This window comes from Paenibacillus sp. FSL L8-0644, from assembly GCF_038008165.1.
GTDB lineage: Bacteria > Bacillota > Bacilli > Paenibacillales > Paenibacillaceae > Paenibacillus > Paenibacillus polymyxa_D.
The window spans coordinates 628,400-652,534 of record NZ_JBBOYN010000001.1 but is presented as its reverse complement, the minus strand read 5'-3'; the positions used below and the strand labels follow the sequence as shown (position 1 = coordinate 652,534).

Sequence of the window (24,135 nt, the reverse complement as noted above, 5' to 3'; positions counted from 1 at the left end):
ATCAGGTGGTTTGTTTCTTTCGCACGTCTCCACTCGTTTCTTTCTCAGTGAAAAAGTACAGCAAAGCCAGCACAGGCAGGACGACTCCAATCAGAGCACTGAAATTCCAACCTCCTAACGCATACGACCAACCACCTAATGATGATCCAATCGCTCCGCCTATGAAAAAAATAGACATGAATAATCCATTCAAACGCCCTCTCGCTTCACTTCCCAAGGAGTAAATCACACGCTGTCCAAGTACAAGATTTCCCGATACAGCCATATCCAGTGTAATCGCGGAAATAAAGAGAAGTACGAGTGCAACCGTCGAATGACTTTGAAAAAGATAGATGAGCAAAAAAGACAAGGCTGCAATGATCATAGCTAACCCGGTTAATACTTTACTCCAACCTTTATCCGCCAATCTCCCGGCAATCGGAGCAGCTACTGCACCACCTACGCCTACTAAAGCAAACAATGCAATCCCTTGTTGGGACATTCCGAAATCATCCGCCAAACGTAGAGGAACAACAGTCCAAAATAGGCTGAATGCACCAAATAGGCAGGCTTGATAGAGGGCACGGCGACGCAATGCAGGCGTTTGTTTTAGAAGAGTACCTAACGAGAAAATCAATTTACTGTAAGATACCGTAGGCACAGGCTTGCGTTCTGGAAGAGCTCGCGAGAGCAGAATCGTCAACAGCGTCAAGACAATGGCTGACAAAATAAATACGGCTTGCCACCCCCAGATGCTGGTGATAAAGCTTGCTACTGGCCGTGCGAACATAATGCCTAGCAAGAGTCCGCTCATGACATTCCCAACAACGCGGCCGCGTTGCTCTTCGGATGCTAAATAGGTGGCGTACGGCACCAGTATTTGGGCTACCACAGATCCAATTCCAATGAACAAGGATGCGGTCAGGAACAACGGGGCATTGGTAGCAAAAGCGGCAACAACCAATGCACAGACTGTAATGATTAGCGATACGACCATGAGCCGTCGATTTTCGATAATGTCGCTGAGCGGTACGATAAATAGCAATCCCACCACATAGCCGATTTGAGTCAAGGTGACAATGAAGCCCGCGGCTGTAGAAGAAAGGCCCATAGCAATATGAATAGGTCCTACAAGGGTTTGAGCATAGTACAGGTTGGCAACAATAAGGCCGCATGCGGCTGCTAACAAAAACATCATCCAATTTGAGATACGGTTACTTTCTAAGGCTTGTTGTTCTCTTTGCATGATAATCCTCCTCATTAATTTAAATACTAAACGTATAGTTCATTAATTCGATAGTTAAATAATATACTGAACGTTTCGTTTTGTAAATAGACAAAATCAACTTTTTATTTTTACATGGCATTTGATATACTGAACGTATAGTTTATTTTTTGTGGTTACTTATATCTATTAAGAAGGTGAGCATTCCAGTGCAGAGCAAAAGAGGACGTCCACGTAATGTCGAGACGCAAAAATCTATCCTTAACGCTTCCTATGATTTACTGTTGGAGCAAGGCTTTGGGGCGGTTACGGTAGAAAAAATTGCTGAACGAGCGAAAGTTAGCAAAGCCACCATTTATAAATGGTGGCCTAACAAAGCTGCCGTAGTGATGGATGGTTTCCTGTCAGCCACCATAGCAAGATTGCCCGTGCCCGACACGGGCTCTGTATTAGATGATATTCTCATTCATGCCACGAATTTAGTGCGGTTCTTAATAAGTCGAGAGGGTAAAATCATTACGGAGTTAATAGGCGAAGGGCAACTTGATTCAGGATTGTCAGAGGCATACCGGACCCGATATTTCCACCCTCGGCGACTTGAGGCCAGGCTTCTTATTGAGCGCGGAATGGAGCGCGGAGAATTGAAGGAAGATCTCGATATTGAATTATGTATCGATCTCATTTATGGGCCCGTTTTTTATCGATTGTTGGTAACCGGTTATCCATTAGACGACTCCTATGTACGACAATTAGTCATGAATGCGTTCAAAGGAATTGGCTTGGACTGAATGACGTGGCATCAAGCAGCCCTCACAGAGTATCCTCTGTGAGGGCTGCTTTTTCTTTTACCTGCCACGATCCTCTGGCTAGTTCCTGATTTGTTTATTCGTCAGGGTCTATACTAATTTTTTGCAGCAGGTCGATCAGAAGGTCCTCTTCCTCTTCGGATAGATTGTGGACAAGGCTGACATTGGACTCGTCCAATATTCCTTGTAGGACAGGGGAAAACTCTAGCGCCTTGGCTGTAGGAGACAAAAGATGGGAACGGCGGTCATTTGGGTCTGTTTTCCGTTCAATATAGCCTGATTCCTCCAATTGTTTCACAGAGCGCGCCGTGGTTGCCTTGTCAAATTTAAGTTCATTCGTCAACTGCTCTTGTGTAATGCCCGGCCGCTGCAAAATGAGCTTTAAAAAGCTGTGTTGTCCTCCACTGCCGATTCCGTAAGGAGTCAGTTTTTTGGACAATATTTTTTGATTACGACGGTACAGGTGGGAAATTAGCTTTCCAATCGGTTGTTTTTTTCTCATCAAATACACCTCATTGGCTTAAAAATGACACATCCCCAGTTGGGACCAAAGCAAAGTTTACAATAATATTGTTGCACACGCAACTAATTTGCTGTACACTAGAACCGTTCATTTAGTTGCGCGTGCAACTAAATGAAAATTGTCAACGATAACGAGGTGTAATGATGAGTTCAACTGCTACAACGGCTACAACCTATCAAGAGAATATCGAAGTCCAGAAGAAACGTTGGCTGATTTTAATTGTTTTGAATCTGTTTACATTTATGTCCACATTGGATGGAAGCATCGTCAATATCGCTCTTCCTGTGTTGTCTCGCACATTACATTTACCCGTAGCACAGATTGAATGGGTGACAACCGCCTATTTAATGGCGATATGTATCGCTATTTTATTTTTTGGCAAGCTTGGAGATATCGTCGGTAAAATCAAAATATTTAAAATCGGCACAATCGTATTCATTCTTGGCTCCCTATTGTGCGGTCTTAGCTCTTCGCTCTCTATGCTGCTGATTTCCCGCATTATTCAGGCGATGGGGGCGTCCATGACCATGGCAAACAGCCAGGGGATTGTGACAGATGTCTTCCCCTCCAAGGAACGGGGCAAAGCACTTGGCCTCATTGGAACCTTCGTTTCTCTAGGTAGTATCGCCGGGCCAAGCTTGGGCGGTATTATTGTCTCCTCGCTCGGCTGGCAGTACATTTTCTGGGTCAATGTACCGATAGGATTGGTCGCTGTCTTTCTTGGCTGGAAGCTTCTGCCGAAGGATTTGATCAAGGTGAAAGATAAAATTGACGTTCCCGGTAGCTTGGTATTTGCTATTTTTATTCTCACTTTGTTCGTCGGATTGTTGCTGGGACAACAGGTCGGGTATGGCGACAAACGTATCGTTGCTTCGCTGGTGATGGCTGTAGTTGCTTTTGCCATGTTTATTCGATTGGAACTTCGTCGTCCACAGCCACTGCTACAGCTCGCGCTATTCAAAAATCCGTTATTTTCGCTCAGTATTTTGTGTGCTTTTCTGGTGTTCGTCGCTAACTTTTGCTTTAACATCATTTCACCTTTTTATGCGCAGAATATGCTGAACTTGTCGCCTTTTCATGCCGGGTTCCTGCTGATGTTGTTCCCCATCTCTATGGTTATTGTGGCCCCACTCAGCGGTGCGCTTTCCGATAAAATCGGGTCTGAACTGCTCACATTCGCCGGGCTGGTCGTTATGGTCATTGCCCAGATTGGATTGGCCCAACTGCATGCAGGCAGCTCCATCCCGCTCGTGGGTCTGTGGATTGCCATGCTGGGCATTGGCAGTGGTTTATTCCAATCGCCGAACAACTCGCTGATTATGTCCACGGTACCCCGCACACAGCTCGGCTCAGCCGGTAGCGTCAATTCGCTGGTTCGCAACGTCGGTATGGTTGTGGGGATCACCTTGGCCACATCAATCCTCTTTTATATTATGAGTAAAGAGGCTGGTTATCGGGTCACCGGCTTGGTCCCGGGTCATCCAGAAATTTTTCTGGCAGGCATGCATGTAGTCTTTATGACGTCTGCGTCCATCTGTCTTGTGGCGGCATTGTTAACAGGCTGGCGGCTGATCGGGGCTAGACGGGTAAGAACGCAGCAAGAAAAGGGATAAAGAGTAACATTTACAATTTTAAAAATGGGATACAAGGGTGGAGCTCACATGAAACATTACTATGCATGCGGAACAAAATTGATGGTAAAGGAGTGTGAAGGCGAAGGCCCTATAAGCGTTGCGATGCGAAAATGATGAAAAAGATGTCTTTACAGGTAATTGAATTGCTAAACCGCAAGATGGCTGCTCTTTCCAAGGAACCCTCTTGCGGGTCCCTACACTTCTACTAAACGTCCATTCTCTTTCCATGATTGCAGTATTTTCTCAAGTACCCACTGGTTTTTGTAGCCGTCCTCGAATAAGGGGGCACGATCCACAGACTCTCCCCTTGCCAGCTCAACAAAATCTTCATAGGCCGTATGATTATAGATTGCAGGGACAGTCCAAGTCTCGTATTCGGCATCCGGGTGTTCTAGGTCACGCAGCACAATGCGGATACTTTCCGGATTACTGAGGCTGGCGTGCAGCGTACCCAGTTCTCCATAGATATCGACTTCGATATCGTGCCGTATGCCGATGGCATTTTTATGTGTGATAAAGGTTCCCACGGTATTGTCGCCTATGATGCCATGAAAGGCAGCGAGATCTTCCACATCCACTTTTACAGGCAGGCCCGTGATCGGATCGAGCCGCTCGGGTGTAATGGTATGTAGCAGCGCTGCGACACTTTTAAATTCACCCACCAAAAAACGGGCCAGATCAATGATATGTGAGGCTGTATCCCCCACTACTCCAGAACCAGCCTTGGCTAAATTGTGACGCCAAGTATACGGATGCTGACGATACGGCGCAAATGCATCCATTAGATAACGAAATTGAATGTTATAGATTTTACCCAGCTTTTGCTCATCCAGCAGTTGCTTGGTATATTGGAAGGCCGCGCCGTAGCGATGCTTATAGTGAACCAGCAAAGGCACCGGATTCGCTGTATATAGCTTTTTCAACCGATCCGCTTCCTCCCATGTGAGAGTCAATGGTTTTTCTGCCAGTACAGCTTTGTGTTTTTCCAGCGCAATACGAATAATGTCAAAATGCACATCATTGGGTGTCAGCGACAGAATCGCATCTACCTCTGGGTCACGGATTAATGCTTCATAATGGGCGTACCGCTTGGAAGTAGGCAGTTGCAATTGTTCTCCGATGGCTTGAAGGCGATGGGGATTCACATCACTAACGGCCACAATAGATACCCCCGAGATGGTGTGCAGTGATCTCATGTGATATTCAGCGATAAGACCCAGGCCAATGATACCCATCCGAATTTGTTTGGTTGGGAAGGTGGTGGTACTCATATGTTCAGAACTCCCTTCTCTTCAATTTGGTTTGAACTCTGTAGCAAATTCCTTTTGCTATGCAGTATCACCCGTTGCTTTGTAGAATAGTCCCCACAGGAAGTGATCGTTGCAACCCTTAATTCAACAGTCTGATGCCGGTAGTGAATACAATGTCTCATAAAAAAAGGATCTGCAGCTCCGTTGTCCGGTGTTGCAGATCCTTGGTATTCCTTCTCTATATCGACTACATCAAAAATGTACCTACCACAAAAGAAACCCCGACGATGATTGAACGCAGCAGCTGTGCCAGAGCCACATTGCCCTTGGCAATTTCCTCGCACACCTTGGTACGCGGCGTCACCAGATCAAAAATCACATAGACGAGACACAGCACTACAATACCCACAGCCGACCAGGCCAGCATATCGAGCCATGAATGACTGCTGTACGACACCATCCCCACGATGATACACAGACCTAGCAGCTTTGCCCCCATATAGATGCCTGCCGCCTCATTGCCGTGTGCGATTTCTTGATTATCGTTATAACGTGTCAGTAAGCTGAACACAAAATAACCTACGATTAAGATGGCAAACAGGATAAGCAGGCCGATACCTACATTGCCCAGTGCGTTGCCCAAACTGATATGAGAGTCCAATTTTTTTCCTCCTTATGATACTTCAGGATTTTGCAAAATCCTCACTTGTGAAAATGAAACAGATATGTTCGAATATTGTATATTTTTCAATTTAGCTTATACAACCGGCGGATTAGGATGTACGGTGGCAACGGCGGCGGCGCAATAGTAGGCCATATCACCTGTTACCTTTTCACCGATTCGCGGCAGGACACCCGCAAAACGCCCCCCAATTACAAATATGCCTGTTAACACATAGCCGTGAAATAGCCCTTCCTCGGTCTGTACCTCTGCGGTCTGCATCGGCCACAGCCGCTGATAAATCTTAGGCTGTCCTTCATAATAAGCGGCAACATGTGCGGCTTCCTCCTGCTCAGGCGTTCGTGGGGCATCAGCTTGGTGAAGCAGATCAGGATGGTCGGTCTTCGCATTTTGAACCTTTCCCAAGACGCCTTCTAGTCTCTCCTCGTCTTCGGTATGTTCAATCAAGTGCGTCCCTTTACCCTCCCGACCCCATATACCTTTGGCCACATAGGGCTCTTTATTTTGCATAAACACCGAGGGTTCAAAATACGTAGGCAGCAGGTAGGTTCGTATCACCTCCAGCTCGCGATCGTCAAACAAACGAAAACCACAGAACTCTGGTGTCTGCTCATTGCGCTCATACAGTGACCATACGGTTGCGGTGAACCCTTTGCTCTGGGTAATGATATGCTGCGGTGGGTTGATTAATCCTATTTTCCCGTCTGCCACCATATCCATTAGCGCCTGCCCCACCTCAAGCCCCGTATTCTCCTCCCGGTCATCAATTAGATACTCCAGCGGATACAGGCGATAGAGAATGCGGATTTGCTCTCCCCGGTGATACAATCCTTCATTCGGGATAATCTCCAGTTCTTCCAAAGGAGCATAAACGACTTCGAATCCGGCTTGTTCACATAAACGCATAATATATTTGGTGTTCGTCTGATCCTCGATGTGCCAGTCATAGCAAGTGAAATACACCTTTGTCCCTAATCCCTTGCGGCTATAAAAATGAATGAGCTCCGTCAAGGCAGACTGAATCGCCTCGTCCATTCCAGTTGAGGGTCCATGTAGTGCATTGTCATCCTCCGACATTCCTCCCTTACTCAGCACCTCTAGCAGCTTTCCTTCGAGATAAGCCACCTCGGGAATTCCGGTTGGGGTATCGGTGTTATTCTCAATGCACTTGATACCCGCTTCCCCCACAATCCAGTCCTGGCGGGTTATCCCATCCGGCTCGGCCTCCATACGTGCAGCACGCAGCAAGCCCGGATGAATCCCCAACCGTTCCACCAGGTATTCATCCGGCATATAGCGCTGAACGAATTGCTGAACCTTGCGATAAATACGATGTACCGCCTCAGAAGCAACCTGAAGCTCTGCCAGCTCGCTTTCCCGATATACCGTTAAGGCCGGCACGCAATAGGACTTGCCATACATGCGGTGATACGGGATGATACGGCTGATTTCACCCTTAAAAAGCTCATCATGTTCATAAGGCAATTGCCGAATCGTGCGCATGCTCATCTTAACCCCCAGAGAAAAAGCCGCTGCGTGAGCCGCTGCTGCCAAAACCGCTGTGTGAGCTGGAAGATGAGGATGAGCTTTTGCGGTATGAGCTGGAAGAAGAACGACTGCTATGGTATGAGGAGCCTCCACTATAATAAGTCGATCCGCCATAGTAATACCCACTGCTGCCTGAATCCCGACACGCCGTTTGTTCCGATATAGGAAGCTCATCGCAGTCATAATACTCGTCGTCACCGCAACCCGTCAGAGCGGCCGGGACAGCCAACATCAGGGCAAAGGCCGCCATCCGTGTACGAGAGCCGGGCTTGGATTTCATTTTTTCCCAAGAATGCTCCATCACAGATCGACCTCCTTCACAAACAGATGTACCTTTTTCAGCTGAGGGTCCAGTACCGAATATATAAATTCATATGTTTTGCCACCCAGTACTGTATAGTGATCTAATAGCCGTTGGGCCAACTCCAAAGTAAATACCGAACCTTCCCGCTGATCCATACTACGGAATGCAGGTTCATGCCATATCCAGTACATTGCACTGTATGTGGAAGTGTAACCTCCCTCACTGGCAAGCACGAGGTCTGTGATAGACGCACCGTAAGGCTTTGCACGTTCCCCTGTAAATTCAGTCACATAGACGGAATGATCCGTATGTTCCTCACTTTCATTCGAGATATGCGACCATAGTTTGTCATGGAGACGCGTAGCGTCTACAAGCTTGCGTAGAAACAGCTCATCTCCCGATACGGATTCCCGTGTCAGGCTGCGCAGTTCCTTTTGAGTGTCTTCCGACCATTCGCGATACGTTAATGAATAATAAATGATGATTCCCTTCCCTTCCTGTACGCTTCTGTCATGAGGTTTGCAACAAATCAAAGCGCTTCTGTCGTTGATCACTATACGAGATTCTACCTTGAAAAGGTTCAATTTGGAAGAAAAACACGACAAAAAGCCGCAATCCCTAGGATTACGGCTTGATTTTAGCTGCTACAGCTTGATATTGTTCTCGTCGAAATATTCCTCCAGCGTCATCCCCTGCTTGGCTACATCCTCCGCAATGTCTATTCCCACATAACGGATATGCCAAGGCTCGTACACGTAGCCGGTCACATCTTCCTTACCCTTCATATAACGAATAATAAATCCGTATTCCGGTGCATGTTGTTCCAACCATTCGCCTTCCTTGGAAGCTCCGAAGGATTGCTCCAGCGCATTACCTACGCTTGGGCTGGATACATCAATGGACAATCCCGTCTGATGCTCACTCGTACCCGGTACAGCGCTGACTTTAGAGGCATATTCCTGTCCCTTTGTCTTTACATTGTTGTCGAAAATAGACACCTGACGCTTATAGGAACGGTATCCCGATACCGCACGCAGCTCGATGCCGTCCTTTTTCGCACCGTCGAACAGCTTCTCCAGTGCCTCTGCCGCTTCCTTACGCAAATGCCGCTTTTCGTGCGGTCCCTCGAAGGAAAATTGCACCTGCGGCTCCACCAGGTCGTCTGGGACATAGCCCACAGGCAAGCTGCGCTTTTTGTTCACAACGACTGTATCCGAAGTCGCATTGGTGACAATCGCGGTTCCATCCTCTTCCTTAACCGTGGCTTGCAGCGCACTCTGGCTCCGCAACGCCATCACAGGGTCGGCTTGCCCACTTTCTGTACCCGCAGAGGCTTGTCCAGCACTAGTGCTACCATTGCCCGCATCCGGCTGGGTGGAAGGCTGCACATTCTCCTGTACCGCTGTAGATGACTTTAACGGCTCGCTTTCCTGTCCACCTGATCCTCCCTGCTGGCAGGCTGCCAGTAATAGCCCTGGCAGGATCAGCCCTGGAATGAGCGCTTTGGTCCATCGCTGAGATGTGCGCGTCTGTTGTATATGTCGTTTCATGCTGGTATCTCCTCCAATATTGCAATTGATACATGACTTGCAGTGACTTTTCCGTTCCCCCATTGTAACTGAACTTTGGACACTCTTCGAAGCCGTTATCCCGTTCGATGAAGGCGAATAGACTCGAAAAAGAAAGTATATACCCGAATTGTTACGGAGTATGACGTTTTTGCGGAATTGCAGCTCGGGCCCGCTCGGCTACCCGTTCACGTATGAGTTTCAATGCCTCTTCCGCACGGGGTAAACCCGGCAGCAAAGCCGTAATATCCGCTTCCTTCTTAGGAACAAGCTTCTGCGGCAGATGAATCTCAATCGCATGAAAACCTGCACCGGGACGATGTAATGCTCCTTCTGCCGCTGACTCGGCAATCCATTCGCTAATCGCAGCCGATCCACTGCGTCCGCCTTCCGGCCGCGAGGTAGACTCAAGCGCGGGGGATGTCCCCTGCACATGAGATAACTCTCCGGCCCAAGCACTGAATACGTACTCCAGCAGCTCTTCCCGCGTCATTCCGATCAATTCCAGACAGGTCTGCGGCTCGCTTTCCATCCCGGTCTGAAGAGCCTTCTTCACATCGTCGACTACACCCACGCCATCCTCCATGCTGGAAGTGGCTGTCTCAGCTGCTAGCTGAACGATCTCATCCAGCGATAGACAGGTTTTCCCTTGCAAAAAGCGGTAGATGTCCAAAGGATCTGCTTTTAGCTGCTCCAGCCATGCCTTTCGCTGTTCGGGGTTTAGTACAGGCGCTGGACCCATCCATTGGACAGCATGTGCGGAAGGTACACCCGTTGATTCGCCTTCCAAGCCATTTCTGTCTAATTCCGCTATCCATTGACCGTCAGTTACTTTCAGCTTCACTCGCGGCCTCGTCATCGCCTTCATCCTTTCTCTGCTCACTCAATCCATACATCATTTTGCAACGCTATCAGACCGCGCAATTCATCATCAGACATTTCGGTGAGCCAATGTTCACCGGAGCCGACAACCTGCTCGGAAAGTGCCTTTTTGCTCTCGATCAGCTCGTCGATTCGCTCCTCCAGTGTACCTTGACAAATCAGCTTGTGCACTTGTACATTGCGGCTTTGACCAATACGGAATACGCGGTCTGTCGCCTGATTTTCCACTGCAGGATTCCACCAGCGGTCATAGTGAATGACATGGCTGGCACGTGTCAGGTTCAGGCCCACACCACCTGCACGCAGGGAAAGTACGAATATATTCGGCCCTTCTCCCTGCTGGAAGTTGTGAACCATTTCATCCCGTCTGGTTTTCGCCAGTCCTCCATGTAGAAAATACGGCTCTTCCCCGAAGATTTTGGCCAAACGGGAGACCAGCAATTCTCCCATCGACACATATTGGGTGAATATCAGCGCCGATTCTCCGTTCTCGCGAATCGTCTCTACCAATTCCAGCAGTCGCTCCATTTTGCCCGAGTTTTGCGTTTTACCACTATCAGCCCGACCCGGAATGATCAGACCCGGATGGTCACAAATCTGCTTCAACTTGGTCAGTGAAGACAGAACAAGCCCTTTGCGAGCTATACCGATCTGCCCATCCAGTGTTCCCAATAATTGATCCACTACGCCCCGATACAATCCGGCCTGCTCTGGTGTCAGTACACAGTAGGATTTCAACTCCAGCTTCTCCGGCAAATCCTTGCGTATATCTGGGTCGCTTTTGAGTCGACGCAGCATGAACGGGGAGACGAGGCGATGAAGCTCACGCAACGCAGACCCCCGCTCCTCTCCCGCCAGACTGTACCGTTGGCGGAATGAAGACGCCGTACCGAGGTAACCTGGGTTCAGGAATTGAAAAATAGACCACAGCTCGCTCAGCCGATTCTCTACCGGGGTACCCGTCATGGCAATCCGATGTGGAGCAGACAGCTTCATGACGCTTTGTGCTTGCTTTGTTCGTGCATTTTTTATATATTGCGCTTCATCCAACACGATGGAGGACCAGTATACCGCAGATAAATCGCTACCGTCCCGTCCCGCCAAATGATAGGTAGTGAGGACGATATCATACTCACGTACACTTTCCTGAAACAGCTCGCCGTGGAGTCGCTGGTTTCCATGGTGAATATACAGTGACAAATCCGGTGAAAAGCGTTTCAACTCGCGCTGCCAGTTGCCGAGCAAGGACGTTGGACAGATGATCAACGCCGGACGTTGATCATCTGCGCCGATGCCACCGTCGAGTAGGCAGGTGATGACCTGAATCGTTTTACCAAGCCCCATATCGTCCGCAAGGCAGACGCCAAAACCTAATCCACGCATCGCGGCCAGCCATTGAAAGCCGCGCTCTTGATAGGGCCGTAATGCGCCGTGCAGCGTCTCTGGCACAGGTCGCGGCTCTACCGAACGAAGTACGCCGCCCTCAGCCAAAGACGCAAGCAATCCGGCGGATTCCGCGCCAAAGATGGACAAGCCTTTCCATGAGGCCTCGCCTGCACTTTCATTTTCTGCGGCCAGATGCATCCATTCGGACAAGCTCATCTCACCGTTCTCACCGCGCTTGATAAAGCGCAGCACCTGACGAATTTCCTTAGGATCGACTTCGATCCATTCCCCTCCGAGACGTACATACGGCAAATTAGCGGCGACAATGCTTTCCAGTTCCTCCATCGTCAAAGTTGTATCACCCAGCACAGCCTCGGCATCAAACGAAATCATGCGGTTAATGCCGACAGTCGATGTATCGGCAATCACACCATCCGGCTTGGCACCCTGCTCTGTCGAACGCATTTTGAGCCGCAAGCCTGCACGTCTTCGGCCCTCCCGGCTCCAGCGTGAAGGCATTTGCACGGTAATACCGTTCTTTTGTAATGCGGGAACGGCTTCCGTCAGGAAGCGGAAGAACATCTCCGGCTCCAGTGTCAGCCCTTCGGGATAAGGGCGGTTCAACGCTTCTTGCAATATAGGTGCCGCTTCAGCAGCCTGTCCGAGCCTCATTAGCAGTTGCGCCTGCACTTGACGATATACAATTCCGCCGCGAACCAGATCGCGTTCAGGATGCGCCCACAGTGCCAGAGCAGGCAGTCGCAACCCCGGCTCAGCATCGCTTTCTGCCCAAAAGGTAATGCGCCATTCCTTCACACTCTCTTCCAGCGAAGGCTCCAAACGAAGGCACAACCGCAGTTGCCCTTCTATCGGCTCCTTGTCTTCCCGCTCCGTGACAGGCATTGCGCTTCCCTTAAGAGAGGACGCTTGGAGAACCAGCTCCTCCATCTCCGCGGGCGTTCCCTGAATCGCCACCGGGCGGGAACCTGTCAGCAGACTGTTCCACCATAGCTCTGTCAGCGGCGATCCTCCGCGCCGATACTCTGCACGATATCGTCCCAGCTCACGGTCTGATGCTGCCAACACCGCGGTCGTTTCCGCATGGATGACCGCACACAAGAAGGAGTACAGCACGATTCCGGCTGCATCCTCGCGTGTTTCAGGCTCCTTACCCGCGAAAACGGCAGGAGCCGCCATACAAACAGCCGGCATTGCAGCAGCCAGCTCATGAAAGCGGCGTATGTCCTCCTCTTGATACAGACGAGGAATCCACACCCCGACAGCCGCTTCCGGACCGCGACGACGCGGTCCCGATGGACGCGCCTCTGTAAGCGATGGCGTAATTTCGCCCCGCTGCATCAGCTCTAGCGCAAAATAAGCGGCTTTTTGCCAATATTGCATTTCCTCGCCCAGCGTAATGCCCGATGCCGCACAGCCCTTCTCGTCCATGCGGGTCAGCAGTGCCATCGTCTCGCGCGGTTCCAGCGCCAAGCCCTCCAATGTACGCCCCAGCATGGAACGTCTTTTGCCACCTCTGCCCGCGGTTTCCACACGAGCAGTGTTCGGTATTCGTACCTCGGCAAGGCGCAACGCAGCCTGCCGAAACGGCCGAAGGTCTCCCTTTAGCGTCAGCCTGCGAATTACACTGCTCCACGCATCGATACGTGGTTCCGACGTCTCACCAGAAAAGCAAAAAAACACATCTCCGAGCCATATCCCATAAAGCGGTTGATTCATATCTGTCTCCCGTCCAGCCTTTTGAATTATTACTCTTCATCATATACGAAAACGGGCTCTTTTCAAAACTTTATCACAAAAATAAATGGAAAGTCATAAGTCAATAACCTTAAATATTCATGTGGTTAACTATAAATAAGAGAATCAATTTACAGGATTAATTGTCTTTTTCTTCATCATCCGCTTTTGCATCCTTCAGATAAGGGTTCAGGCTGTCTTGCAACAGTTGCTTGACCTGTACACGCAGTTCTTTGGGAAATACGACCTCGGCCTCTGGCCCGTATTTTAGCAAAAGTCGGGATACATATCTAAACTCTTCGACCGGAATATATCCCTGCCATTCCTGAGCCTGCCCTTCCTGATGGGAAACATTTTGGAAGAGGGCATCTGATCCGGCCAGCCTGACACCCAATGCGGTAAATTTTATTTTGGACGGAATTCCTATACGGGAATCCTCCGAAGCCAACCATTCTTGAAGTGTAGGAAGGGTGTCCAAGGTGTCGTCCAGCATCGTTATTGTGATCACTCGATCTGAACGATACAAAATGATGCGGTCTCTGCTATACGCTGGCATGTACCAATATCCGTGATCAAAATACAGTCCAATCGGATATACCTGAGTCCACTTTGCCCCGGAAGCGGAGCGGTAATGCATGTTCACCCGGCGCTTATTCAGCGCAGCCTCCAAAATGATTGAGGTGTAGGGTGACTCTGCGTGAGTAGGTAGCATACGAAAAGAAATGTACTCCTTTAATTGATCGATGCTGTCCTGCACATCCTGTGGAAGTTCGGCATAATAGTGCTCGGATAAATGCCCACGAACTGAGCCAAAAGGGATATCTGGAATGTTCTCCAACAGTTGCAGCATGAGAAAAAGACCCAAGGCCTCGTCACGAGCAAGATGAAGGGGAGGAAGAAGCCGATTGGGAAGTGCCCGATACCCCCCATGAGGACCCATTTCGGTATAAAGGGGTAATCCGGTCTGCTGCAAATAGTCGAGATCTCTTTGTATCGTCCTGACGGAGACACCAAAACGTTCAGCCAGCTCACGCGCCGTATATTTTTTTCGGGAATCCAGTATCCTCATAAGAGCAATTCTGCGTTCGTTCATAAGGTACCCCTCTAATCAAAAAATTAATTTAAAATGACCGTTTAACTACGACATACGATGTCATAAATACATTGTAACATTAGGATATAGAAAGGAGTGAATGAACACTATGAAGGATTTGAAATCAAACGCAGTTGTGCTGTATATTGCCATGAGTCTCGACGGGTATATCGCTTTGCCGGACGGTTCGGTGGACTGGCTGTATGATGTTAAAGGGGATGGTGGGGACAATGGATATGCCGACTTTTACGACACCGTTGGTACGGTGCTGATGGGCAGACTGACGTATGAGGAAGTATTGAAGCTCTCAGATGATTTCCCTTATGCTGGAAAGCCATGCTATGTGCTCACACGAGCATTAACGGAGCAACAGCAGACGCCACATATTACATTTACGGACGAAGCTCTGACTGAACTGGTTCCACGTCTACAAGGACAATCGGAAGGTGCGGTATGGCTAGTCGGTGGAGGCCAGTTAGTCCAGGCCTTCTTACAAGCTGGACTGCTGGAGAAAGCTATCATTGCGATCATTCCCAAAGTGCTTGGACAAGGAATACCGTTATTTCCAGAGGGAACACTACCAAGTACGTTTGAACTCCAAGAAATAGAACGCCGCGGGGATATTGTTCTTCTCCATTACCATATATAATTAATTTTGCAAAAAAGCCTTCGTATGTTCAGGATCATGCAATTTCCCTGACATACGAAGGCTTTATCGCGTGCTTTTGTTCTTATTTAGTCTTCAAATTTTCCCATGTTTTCTGGAAATCATCGAATAGCTTCCCAGCATCCGATTTACCTGCCACATAGGCTTGCATCTGACTTCCGAATTCTTGCTGTGCTCCTTCAGGATAGCGGCTAAAGAACCAGCCCAGCAGTTTGTTTTCCTTACTGTACTTCACCACTTCAGCACCCAATTGGCCCATATCAGCCTCTGCCCCTTCGATGCTCTTGAACGCTGGAATAAACTTGAATTCCTTGGTGATATACTTTTTACCCTGCTCGGATGTTACCATCCAGTTTAAGAACTCTTTCGCCTCGGGTTTGACAGACGAATTTTTATTAACCACCCAGTTGTTGGCGACACCTACAAACAGCTTATCTCCGGCTGTTGCGTCTTCACCAATCGGCATAGGCAAAATACCCAGATTCAGCTTCGGATTAATTCCATCAATTTGGACTTGAGTCCAGTTCCCCTGCTGCATCATGGCAGCCTTTCCAGTGGCGAAGTTCGTTACCTGCGTGTTGTAATCAGTCGTGAGCGGCTTCGTATTCCCATACTTCAGTGTCAGATCGAACAACTTAACCCACTCGGCAAATACAGCGTTGCCCGGAATCTTTGCAGTTCCATCATTCAGTCCCTTAACGAAGGCCGAAGGGTCTGGCTGATTGGCAAATGCCACGTTCAGCAAATGATTGCCCAGCACCCAAAACTCCTGATATCCATTAGAAAATGGAGTAATCCCAGCGGCTTGGAGCTTTTGTGCAGCTCCCTCCAGTTCGGACAATGTTTTAGGGGTCTCCGTAATCCCCGCCTTCTTGAACAAATCCTTGTTATAAATAAAGCCGTATCCTTCCAGATTCATCGGCTGACCATACAGCTTGCCGTCTTTGGTCATCGGCTCTTTGGCGACATCGACCACATCCCCAACCCAAGGCTGGTCAGACAGGTCCTCCAAATATTCCAGCCACGTATCCAGCTCGCGGTAACCGCCGACGTTAAAAATATCCGGCTGCTCCCCGGAAGCAAACTTCGCCTTTAAAGCCGCTCCGTAATCACTGCCCCCGCCCACGGTCTGAATATCGAGCTTGATCCCTGGATGAGACGCTTCGTATTCCGCCTTCATGCGGTTCAGCGCTTCTGCAATCTCTACCTTGAATTGAAAAATGTGAATGGTTTTTTCCTTCACTTCCTCTTTGCCTGCGTTTTGTCCGCCACTGCTGTTACAACCTGCCAAAACCAGGGCAAAGGCCGCGAGAAGCAAGATTAATGCTTGAGCTTTCTTTTTAAAAGTATGCGTTTTCATTTTGATGTTCCTTTCTATTCTAAATTCATACCAGATGAACTCGAAAAATTCATGTGGAAACGGAGCTAACGGAATGGTGCTGAACAAGCGATAGCGCTCGCCTTTGTCTCTAGATTCCCACCTTTATTCGTTTATTCAGGGAAATCTGGAGGCTAACAGCGATGGTAAGCACCCTCGTTTGGGGAGTGGCACACCGTGTACATTTTCAGCTCATCCCACACTCAACCCTTGACCGAACCCGCCATAATACCTTGTATAATATATTTTTGCATAGCCAGAAAGAATGCGATGACTGGCAAGATGCCCAGCACCAGAGCAGGCAAAGCCAAATCCCACTGCTTTGTGTATTGTCCGAAAAAGGCATAGGTCGCAATCGGAATCGTGCGCAGCTCAGCCTTTTGCAGTACCAGAGAAGGCAGGAGATAATCATTCCAAATCCAGAGCGTATTTAAAATAATAACAGTTACCATCATCGGCAGCATCAACGGATACACAATTCGGAAAAACACTCCGTAAGGCGTACAGCCGTCCACCGTAGCTGCTTCTTCCACCTCGACTGGCACACCTTTGACGAATCCATGAAAGAGAAAGATCGACATTGGAGCTCCGAATCCCAGATAACAGATGACCAGACCACTTATACTGTTCATTAAATCCAGTGTACTTACAACCTTGACCAAAGGAATCATCACCGATTGAAAAGGAATAACCATAGCAGCTACGAACAGGCTGAACAACACTCGATTATAACGCGTCGGACGCCGGACCATTCGGTAAGCTGCCATTGAGCTGATCAGTACGAGCAGCAGATTACTAACTACCGTAACCACGAATGAATTCCATAAAGCTTCGGGAAAACGCGTGATGCTCCACGCTCTAGCGTAGTTGCTCCATACAAAGGTTTGTGGCCAGGCCGCAGAATCGGTGAGCAGGTCACCAAAGCTTTTGACCGAATTCACGAATAAAAAGTAAAACGGGACGAGGAATAACAATGCGACGAGGATCATCACTATCTCGGTCGCCCATGTTCCAAAGCGGTAGCGCTTGCTTGTTTCCATTTACGCTTCCACCTCCCGACTTTTCGTCAGTCGTACCTGAAGGCTCGTAACCAGAGCAACAATGATAAAGAAAATGAGTGCTTTAGCTGTTCCCAGCCCATAACGATTATTCACAAACGCTTCATTGTAAATATTGAGTGCAACCGACTCTGTGGACCCGAAGGGACCGCCTTTGGTCAGTGACAAATTAAGATCGAACATTTTGAATGACCATGATATCGCCAGGAAAAGACAAACCGTAACGGCAGGCATGATTAAAGGAAGTATAATCGACCGCAAAATTTGCATCCGACTAGCTCCGTCAATTTCGGCTGCTTCTAGCATATCGCGGGGCACATTGGTTAGGGAAGAGATATAAATCACCATCAAATACCCGGCAGTTTGCCAGATAAACACGATTACAATGCCCCAGAAGGCCGTGATCTCATCTCCCAACCAGGACAGATTGAAGAAGGACAAGTTCGTGCTCTCTCCGATTGCTGCAAATCCCTTGACGAAAATAAACTGCCAGATAAAGCCCAGCAACAGACCTCCGATCACATTGGGCATAAAAAAGATGGTCCTTAGTACATTTTTTGTTTTCAACGGTTTGGTTAGAAAATACGCCAGCAGAAAGCCAAAAATATTCGCAGCCACCACTCCTACCACCGTAAAACGGACCGTAAACCAGAACGCTGTCCCAAATTTGTCATCATTCCATAAAATGTGACTGAAATTATCCAGCCCGACCCACTTTGCCTGATTGGCTACTCCATTCCACTCTGTAAAAGAATAGTACATTCCGAGCATGAAAGGGATTACAATAATGATAACGAAAAATAACGTCGACGGCCCTACAAAAATCCATTGCTGTAGCCATTGCGACGACTTGGCGCGATTCAAACCGATCCCCCCTTATGTTGTCTATTGGTGTCTGGAACGCTCCTTTACGGCTTTCTTTCAGCAGTATGATGTTTGGGCCGTAAGGATATGCGATTCACATGTTCATTATGTCGAATAAGCGCTCTCGAGAACACGTAGGATCGTGAACCATTAAGGGGGAAAATATTGACCTCTGGCTCGCCTTGAATTGTGAAAGGAGCTCACTGCATGAAATTTTACAGTATTCGTTCTCGCCTAATCTGGTTTTTGCTCATTGCGGTCACCCTGCCGCTACTGCTGTCGATGACCATGACCTTCGTTCTCACCAAGCACTCCTTGCGGGAGCAGGCCACACAAGAAAATGAGCGGCTTATTTTTCAGGGAATTACGAATTTGGATAACTATTTACAGGGTTTGAATCGCGCGTCCATCGGAGTCTATAATGACCCTCATTTTCTGCGTAATCTGGCCAAAATTCCGGATGATTACCGGGCCGTCGCTGAAATATACACCACTCTGCAAACGATGATGAATGCTACGTCAGGCATTGACCAGGTGTATTTGCATTCTTTTGAGGCCGGGCAATCTACGCTGATTACCAGCACGGTTCCTCTACGGGAATTCCGGCTGGAGCCCTTTACCGGTTTTATTCATTATGGGCCTTCCGGACTGTTCATACAGCCCACGCATATGAAGCATTTGTACGGCTTTTCGGCGGTTTCCTATGCGGAGCACAGCACAGAGCAGCAAGTATTTACACTTCATCGGGCGATTCGGAACATTCCTGCCTCAGAGACGCTTGGGGTACTGGCTATAGATGTTGATCTGGAGCCGCTGCGCAGTATTTGCCGTCAATTGTATGATGCGGATACAGAGGAGCTGTTTTTAATTGATCGAAACGGAACGATCATATATAGCGGAAAAGAAGCATCAATTGGAACACACTGGAAGGAATCTGACCTGCTCAATCGAATTTCTAAAGAAGGCGAGCACGGAGTGATTGAGGATGATACAGCACTGCACGTGTACGGCAAGCTGGATGCCAACTTGTCAGGCTGGACACTCGTCAAGAAAATTCCACATCGTACGCTGTATTTACGGGCTACCCGCCTGACTCAGATCAATGCGGTCATTACAGGCGCAGCATTGCTACTTGCCATTGTTGCCACGTTATGGATTTCGATAAAAATCACGGCACCTATTAAGCGACTGACTCGTTACATAAACCAGATTCAGTCCGGTCAACTGGATGTAGACATTCGGGCCATGAGTAACGATGAAATCGGAGTACTGTCGCGCCGTTTCAGACAGATGATGGATACCATCAATAACCTCATTTTGCGGGAATACAAGCTGGAGCTGGCTAACAAGACACATCAATTGAAAGCGCTTCAGGCACAGATTAATCCTCACTTTTTATATAATACGCTACAGTCTATTGGAACCCTGGCTCTACAGCATGAGGTGCCGCGAATTTATTCGCTGCTCTCTTCCCTTGCCAAAATGCTGCGCTATAATATGAGGGACCATACGGTCGTTACACTTAAGGAAGAAGCCGAACATGTAAAACAATATCTTGATTTGCAAAAGGAACGCTTCGGTGAGCAATTAGAAGTCACTTACCAGTGGGAGGATGAGGTCCTGAATGATCGGGTGCCTAAAATGATTCTCCAACCGTTGGTGGAAAACTACTTTAAGCACGGTGCCGATCCCCGGCTGGGGCCCGGTGAAATTCGCATTACAGGCAGCCGAATCCGGGAAGGCATTGTGAAAATAACAGTGGAAAATAACGGAACTAACATTCCACAAGCCGAGTTGGAGCAACTCCAGCATATGTTAAAACGTCCGCTAAAAGCCTACGAGGAGCCAGACACTAGCGAGCAGGACTCCATTGGCCTTCGTAATGTTCTATTGCGTATTCAGCTTCACTCGGAGGATGGTTCTAACACCCTGTGCGTAGACAACATTCTGCCTCATGGTGTCCGGTACACACTCGAAATTCGCACTGAAGCCCATACGGAGATTCATATTAAGGGAGAGTGATCTGTCAATGAAAGTCCTGATTGTGGATGATGAGAAGCATGTGCGCCATGCCATACGGATGCTCGTACATTGGGAAGCTTGCGGTGTGAGCGAGGTGATTGAAGCCGAGTCGGGCGATCAGGCGATTGAGGTCATTACCGCCCTTTCCCCACCCGTTGTACTCACGGATATGCGGATGCCCGGCAAGGATGGGATAGCACTGATGGAGTGGATTCAAGTCAATTCCCCAGCAACCAGAGTCGTGGTGGTCAGTGGCTATGATGATTTTGACTTGGTTCGACAGGTCATCCGCCGGGGAGGCATGGACTATATTCTTAAGCCCGTGGATCCAGTGGAGATTAACGAGGCTGTAAAAAAAGCCACTCAAGCCTGGCGGACAGCAGAGCAAGACCGGAACAGGCAGACGATGCAGGCCATGGAAGTCAATCGGATGAGGCCACACTATACTGATAAGCTCCTGACTGAAATCGTTTCCGGGATAGCGAATACCCCTCTTTCCATTACGCCCTTACGCGAGGAGCTACGTCTTCCCGCAGCTATTCAGATATGTAATGCAGCTGTGATGAGTACTACTCAGCTGGATGCCGATATACTGGACAAATATAAAACGCGGCGTGCGCTTTTGAGCTTTTCCCTCACTAACATCTGCAACGAATTTCTCGGATCTTCTCAAACCGGAGTTGCATTCCGTCATCTGGAGCGTATGGACGAAATTATTCTGCTATATTGGGGCGATCCATCTCGTTGGTCAAAGCTCTTGCAGGATATTCATACAGGAATCAAAACCGCTTTGCGGTGCTACATGCACATCGGGGTTGGCTCTTTTGGTGCCTTTCCCATAGCGGCAGCCACTGCCTACCAAGAGGCAAGGCAAGCGTTGTGGAAACGGGATGTGTTGCAAGCCGACTGGATGCACCAGAGTACCCAGACACGGCAGAGCATTCGTCTTCCCCAGTTACCTGACATGGAAGAGGAACTACGGCTTAGTGCGCTCAGCTGTAATGCCAGTCGTGTGTCTATAGCGGTAGGCCGCTGGATAGCAGCCGTAGCCGAGTTGCCTTCGGTTACAGCAGAGCAGCTAGCCAGTTGGAATCAAGAGCTGGACTGGATGCTGGCCCGCTGGTTGAATGACAGACCTGGAGATACCGATGGCGAGGAGATGGCAGATGAGTCCGGCTCCATTCATGCCTTGCCGGTCGACAACCGCGGCATGCTTTCGTTGCCCTTATGGCAAAGACAGGTCGAAAACCGACTGCTGGCAGCCGGTCAGGCACTTACACCAAGCCATAGTCCAAACAACCCGACCATCCGTGATATTGCCCGCTATCTGGATGCACACTACGACGAGGACATTTCTCTACAGGATATGGCGAGCCGCTTTTACCTCAGTCGGGAATATATTTCTCGTAAATTCAAGCAGGAGTACGGGGTTAATCTGTCGGACTATTTGTGCCAGATCAGGATGGGCAAGGCAAAGCTATTACTGCTGAATGACAAGCTGCGCCTTCATCATATTGCCGGTATGGTCGGTTATCAGGATGAAAAATATTTTGGCAAGGTGTTCAAAAAACTGGAGGGTGTCACGCCTGGCGAGTTCAGAAGACGCCATTCTGCAAATCCTCAGCCGTTATCGCATACAGCACGTGATCTTCCCACACACCATTAATCTTCAAGTAGTTGAGAGCTAGCCCTTCGCGGCGAAATCCTGCCTTTTCCATCACTCGATTGGAAGGCGTATTTCTTGGCATCACTCCAGCTTGAATACGGTGTAATTCCAACTCATTCAGGGCGTAGCGTACAATATCCTTCACTGCGGAAGTAGCATAGCCTTGTCCGTGGTAAGCAGGATCTACAAAGTAGCCCAGATTGGCGTTTTGAAAGGGGCCTCTAGCGACACCCGACAGCTCTATTCTGCCAATCAGCTTATTATTTTCCGGCAAAAAAAGTCCAAACGTATATCCCTGTCCGGCTTGTGCCGCTTCCAAACCGTTGGAAATCAGACGCGCCTGTTCTTCCAGGGTAAAGTAAACTTCAGGCCGTTCTGGCTCGAACGGTTTGAAAAAATCAAAATTTTCACGTCTGATCTCTAATAAACGTTCTGCATCATTTACCTGTAACAGTCGAATCTGTAGCCCCGGATGGGTGGTGGACTTCATCAAAATCGCGCCATTAGTTCCATGCAACATTGTCAGTTTCCCTCTTTCTCAGTTATTCCTATATTATTGTGTTCACGGTCACGAGACAGGAAAATACCCCAGGTGCATGAGAGCAGCCTAGGGTATCTCCATCATTCAAAAATTTAGTCCGTAACAGGCATCCAGCCTGGAAGGGTCGTCAACGCACCCCACAGGTAGTCAGGAATGACTAGCTCCTGCTGGGCTTGCTTGGATAAGGTCGTGCGAATGGTATCTTCTGTGCCGTTTTGCACCTTCTGTACCCATTGCGGCTCCATCAAAAGCGGACGTCCCAGCGATACAAGCGGTACACCTGTCTCCAGTGCTGCAAGCGCCTCGTCCGGTGTATTCAGCGATCCGACTCCCATAATCGGCACACGGTTACCTACCTTCTCATGAATGAGAACGGTACGTGACCGTTCGTCACTACGGTCACGGAACGAACCACCGAAGAAATGATTTACGGAAATGTGCAGGTAATCCAGCCCTTGATCCGCCAGACGGTCTACAAGCACCATCGTATCATCCAGCGTGATGCCTGGCGTGTGTCCTTCCTCAGGAGACAAGCGGTATCCGAAAATGAATGGCCCCTTTGCATGTTCTGCGATCACTTTCTTCACTTCGTGAACAATCGCCAGCGGGAAGGTCATTCGTTTTTCAACACTTCCTCCCCATTCATCAGTACGAATGTTGGAATGCGGGGAAAAGAACTGCTGCACCAGGTAACCGTTCGCTCCGTGCAGCTCCACACCATCATAGCCTGCTTCAATCGCGCGGCGAGTTGCTTCGCCATAGGCGCGGATGACGCGGTGGATATCATCGGATGTCATTTCACGCGGCACGGGTGCGCCTTCTTTTTCCTCGGCTACTGCGCTTGCACTAATCGGTTGTCCGTCTGGAATCTGATCCGGTGGACACAGGCGGCCACCATGATAAATTTGCAGGATCGCTTTCGCGCCCTCCTGATGAATCGTATCCGCCAGACGGCGCAGGCTAGGAATCATTTCATCCTTGTCCGCACCAAACTCATTAACAAATCCTTTACCATCTGGAGTTACATACACACAAGCGGTAATAACTGCGCCCACACCCCCTGAGCGTTCACGGTAGTATGCCAGTTCCTCGTCACTCACTTCACCATTTTCGTGGGAAGCAAAGTTAGTCATAGGTGCCATGGTAATACGGTTCTTCAACGTAACACCGGATGGCAGGGTAAAAGCTTCAAATAGAGAATTATATTTTGGGTTCATTCTTTCTCTCTCCTTCAGTTAAATCAGATCAGATAATATAAGGCTGTTGAGCATGAAGCCAAATACGAATTCGATGTAGTTTTCCTC

21 protein-coding genes are annotated in these 24,135 nt (G+C 48.8%); 5 read left to right on the top strand and 16 right to left on the bottom strand.

Translation table 11 applies throughout. The annotated features are described in order from the left end of the window. Position 1: 1 nt before the first annotated feature. Positions 2-1,225 carry an MFS transporter gene (locus NSS94_RS03005; RefSeq protein ID WP_029515973.1) on the bottom strand — a complete coding sequence of 408 codons (1,224 nt, stop codon included), beginning with the start codon at positions 1,223-1,225 and terminating at the stop codon, positions 2-4. 188 nt (positions 1,226-1,413) lie between these two features. Between NSS94_RS03005 and NSS94_RS03000 the strand changes: the two genes are divergently transcribed. Further along, positions 1,414-1,992 carry a TetR/AcrR family transcriptional regulator gene (locus tag NSS94_RS03000; protein ID WP_039270372.1) on the top strand — a complete coding sequence of 193 codons (579 nt, stop codon included), beginning with the start codon at positions 1,414-1,416 and terminating at the stop codon, positions 1,990-1,992. Positions 1,993-2,086: 94 nt separating this feature from the next. Here NSS94_RS03000 and NSS94_RS02995 read toward each other — a convergent pair whose 3' ends face one another. Then, positions 2,087-2,512, bottom strand: a complete 426-nt coding sequence (locus tag NSS94_RS02995; RefSeq protein WP_029515975.1) for a MarR family winged helix-turn-helix transcriptional regulator — start codon at positions 2,510-2,512, stop codon at positions 2,087-2,089. 164 nt (positions 2,513-2,676) lie between these two features. Here NSS94_RS02995 and NSS94_RS02990 point away from each other — a divergent pair, with 164 nt between their 5' ends. Next, positions 2,677-4,146 (top strand): MFS transporter, encoded by a 1,470-nt coding sequence (locus NSS94_RS02990; RefSeq protein ID WP_340954027.1) that lies wholly within the window; start codon positions 2,677-2,679, stop codon positions 4,144-4,146. 215 nt (positions 4,147-4,361) lie between these two features. On the opposite strand, the gene NSS94_RS02985 is transcribed toward NSS94_RS02990, so the two are convergent. From NSS94_RS02985 to NSS94_RS02945, 9 genes are all read right to left on the bottom strand, one after another. Then, positions 4,362-5,438: a Gfo/Idh/MocA family protein gene (locus tag NSS94_RS02985; RefSeq protein ID WP_241113467.1), complete on the bottom strand. Its 1,077-nt coding sequence runs from the start codon at positions 5,436-5,438 to the stop codon at positions 4,362-4,364. 226 nt (positions 5,439-5,664) lie between these two features. After that, positions 5,665-6,078, bottom strand: a complete 414-nt coding sequence (locus tag NSS94_RS02980; RefSeq protein ID WP_029515979.1) for a DUF350 domain-containing protein — start codon at positions 6,076-6,078, stop codon at positions 5,665-5,667. Between the two features lie 96 nt (positions 6,079-6,174). Further along, a complete protein-coding gene (locus NSS94_RS02975) occupies positions 6,175-7,608 on the bottom strand; it encodes a glutathionylspermidine synthase family protein (RefSeq protein WP_049816912.1) in 1,434 nt (477 codons plus the stop codon). Position 7,609: 1 nt separating this feature from the next. Next, positions 7,610-7,948 (bottom strand): hypothetical protein, encoded by a 339-nt coding sequence (locus NSS94_RS02970; RefSeq protein WP_069010810.1) that lies wholly within the window; start codon positions 7,946-7,948, stop codon positions 7,610-7,612. Then, complete coding sequence (locus NSS94_RS02965; RefSeq protein ID WP_238794842.1) at positions 7,948-8,505, bottom strand: hypothetical protein; 558 nt, start codon at positions 8,503-8,505, stop codon at positions 7,948-7,950. The genes NSS94_RS02970 and NSS94_RS02965 overlap by 1 nt, the downstream gene beginning before the upstream one ends. 90 nt (positions 8,506-8,595) lie before the next feature. Next, positions 8,596-9,501, bottom strand: coding sequence for a M15 family metallopeptidase (locus tag NSS94_RS02960; protein ID WP_029515983.1), 906 nt, complete (start codon positions 9,499-9,501; stop codon positions 8,596-8,598). A gap of 151 nt (positions 9,502-9,652) precedes the next feature. Then, positions 9,653-10,378: a hypothetical protein gene (locus NSS94_RS02955; RefSeq protein WP_029515984.1), complete on the bottom strand. Its 726-nt coding sequence runs from the start codon at positions 10,376-10,378 to the stop codon at positions 9,653-9,655. Between the two features lie 20 nt (positions 10,379-10,398). Beyond that, positions 10,399-13,524 (bottom strand): DEAD/DEAH box helicase, encoded by a 3,126-nt coding sequence (locus tag NSS94_RS02950; RefSeq protein ID WP_069010809.1) that lies wholly within the window; start codon positions 13,522-13,524, stop codon positions 10,399-10,401. Between the two features lie 157 nt (positions 13,525-13,681). After that, positions 13,682-14,635, bottom strand: coding sequence for a helix-turn-helix transcriptional regulator (locus NSS94_RS02945; RefSeq protein WP_341038619.1), 954 nt, complete (start codon positions 14,633-14,635; stop codon positions 13,682-13,684). A gap of 109 nt (positions 14,636-14,744) precedes the next feature. Here NSS94_RS02945 and NSS94_RS02940 point away from each other — a divergent pair, with 109 nt between their 5' ends. Continuing rightward, positions 14,745-15,284: a dihydrofolate reductase family protein gene (locus NSS94_RS02940; RefSeq protein WP_341038618.1), complete on the top strand. Its 540-nt coding sequence runs from the start codon at positions 14,745-14,747 to the stop codon at positions 15,282-15,284. A gap of 82 nt (positions 15,285-15,366) precedes the next feature. Here the strand turns inward: NSS94_RS02940 and NSS94_RS02935 are convergent, their stop codons facing one another. The 3 genes from NSS94_RS02935 to NSS94_RS02925 form a co-directional block, all read right to left on the bottom strand. Next, the gene (locus NSS94_RS02935; protein WP_165148071.1) at positions 15,367-16,662 is read right to left on the bottom strand and encodes an ABC transporter substrate-binding protein; all 1,296 of its coding nucleotides are present in this window, start codon (positions 16,660-16,662) and stop codon (positions 15,367-15,369) included. Between the two features lie 221 nt (positions 16,663-16,883). Then, positions 16,884-17,720 (bottom strand): carbohydrate ABC transporter permease, encoded by an 837-nt coding sequence (locus NSS94_RS02930; RefSeq protein ID WP_029515989.1) that lies wholly within the window; start codon positions 17,718-17,720, stop codon positions 16,884-16,886. Next, positions 17,721-18,602, bottom strand: a complete 882-nt coding sequence (locus NSS94_RS02925) for a carbohydrate ABC transporter permease (RefSeq protein ID WP_029515990.1) — start codon at positions 18,600-18,602, stop codon at positions 17,721-17,723. It abuts the gene before it with no gap. A gap of 207 nt (positions 18,603-18,809) precedes the next feature. On the opposite strand from NSS94_RS02925, the gene NSS94_RS02920 reads away from it, so the two are divergent. After that, positions 18,810-20,624, top strand: coding sequence for a sensor histidine kinase (locus NSS94_RS02920; protein WP_165148068.1), 1,815 nt, complete (start codon positions 18,810-18,812; stop codon positions 20,622-20,624). A 7-nt stretch (positions 20,625-20,631) separates the two neighbouring features. After that, positions 20,632-22,290 carry a response regulator gene (locus NSS94_RS02915; protein ID WP_029515992.1) on the top strand — a complete coding sequence of 553 codons (1,659 nt, stop codon included), beginning with the start codon at positions 20,632-20,634 and terminating at the stop codon, positions 22,288-22,290. On the opposite strand, the gene NSS94_RS02910 is transcribed toward NSS94_RS02915, so the two are convergent. Together NSS94_RS02910 and NSS94_RS02905 are read right to left on the bottom strand one after the other, a co-directional pair. After that, the gene (locus NSS94_RS02910) at positions 22,220-22,810 is read right to left on the bottom strand and encodes a GNAT family N-acetyltransferase (protein WP_341038616.1); all 591 of its coding nucleotides are present in this window, start codon (positions 22,808-22,810) and stop codon (positions 22,220-22,222) included. The genes NSS94_RS02915 and NSS94_RS02910 overlap by 71 nt on opposite strands. A gap of 113 nt (positions 22,811-22,923) precedes the next feature. Beyond that, positions 22,924-24,048, bottom strand: coding sequence for an NADH-dependent flavin oxidoreductase (locus tag NSS94_RS02905; RefSeq protein ID WP_039270351.1), 1,125 nt, complete (start codon positions 24,046-24,048; stop codon positions 22,924-22,926). Between the last annotated feature and the right edge of the window lie 87 nt (positions 24,049-24,135).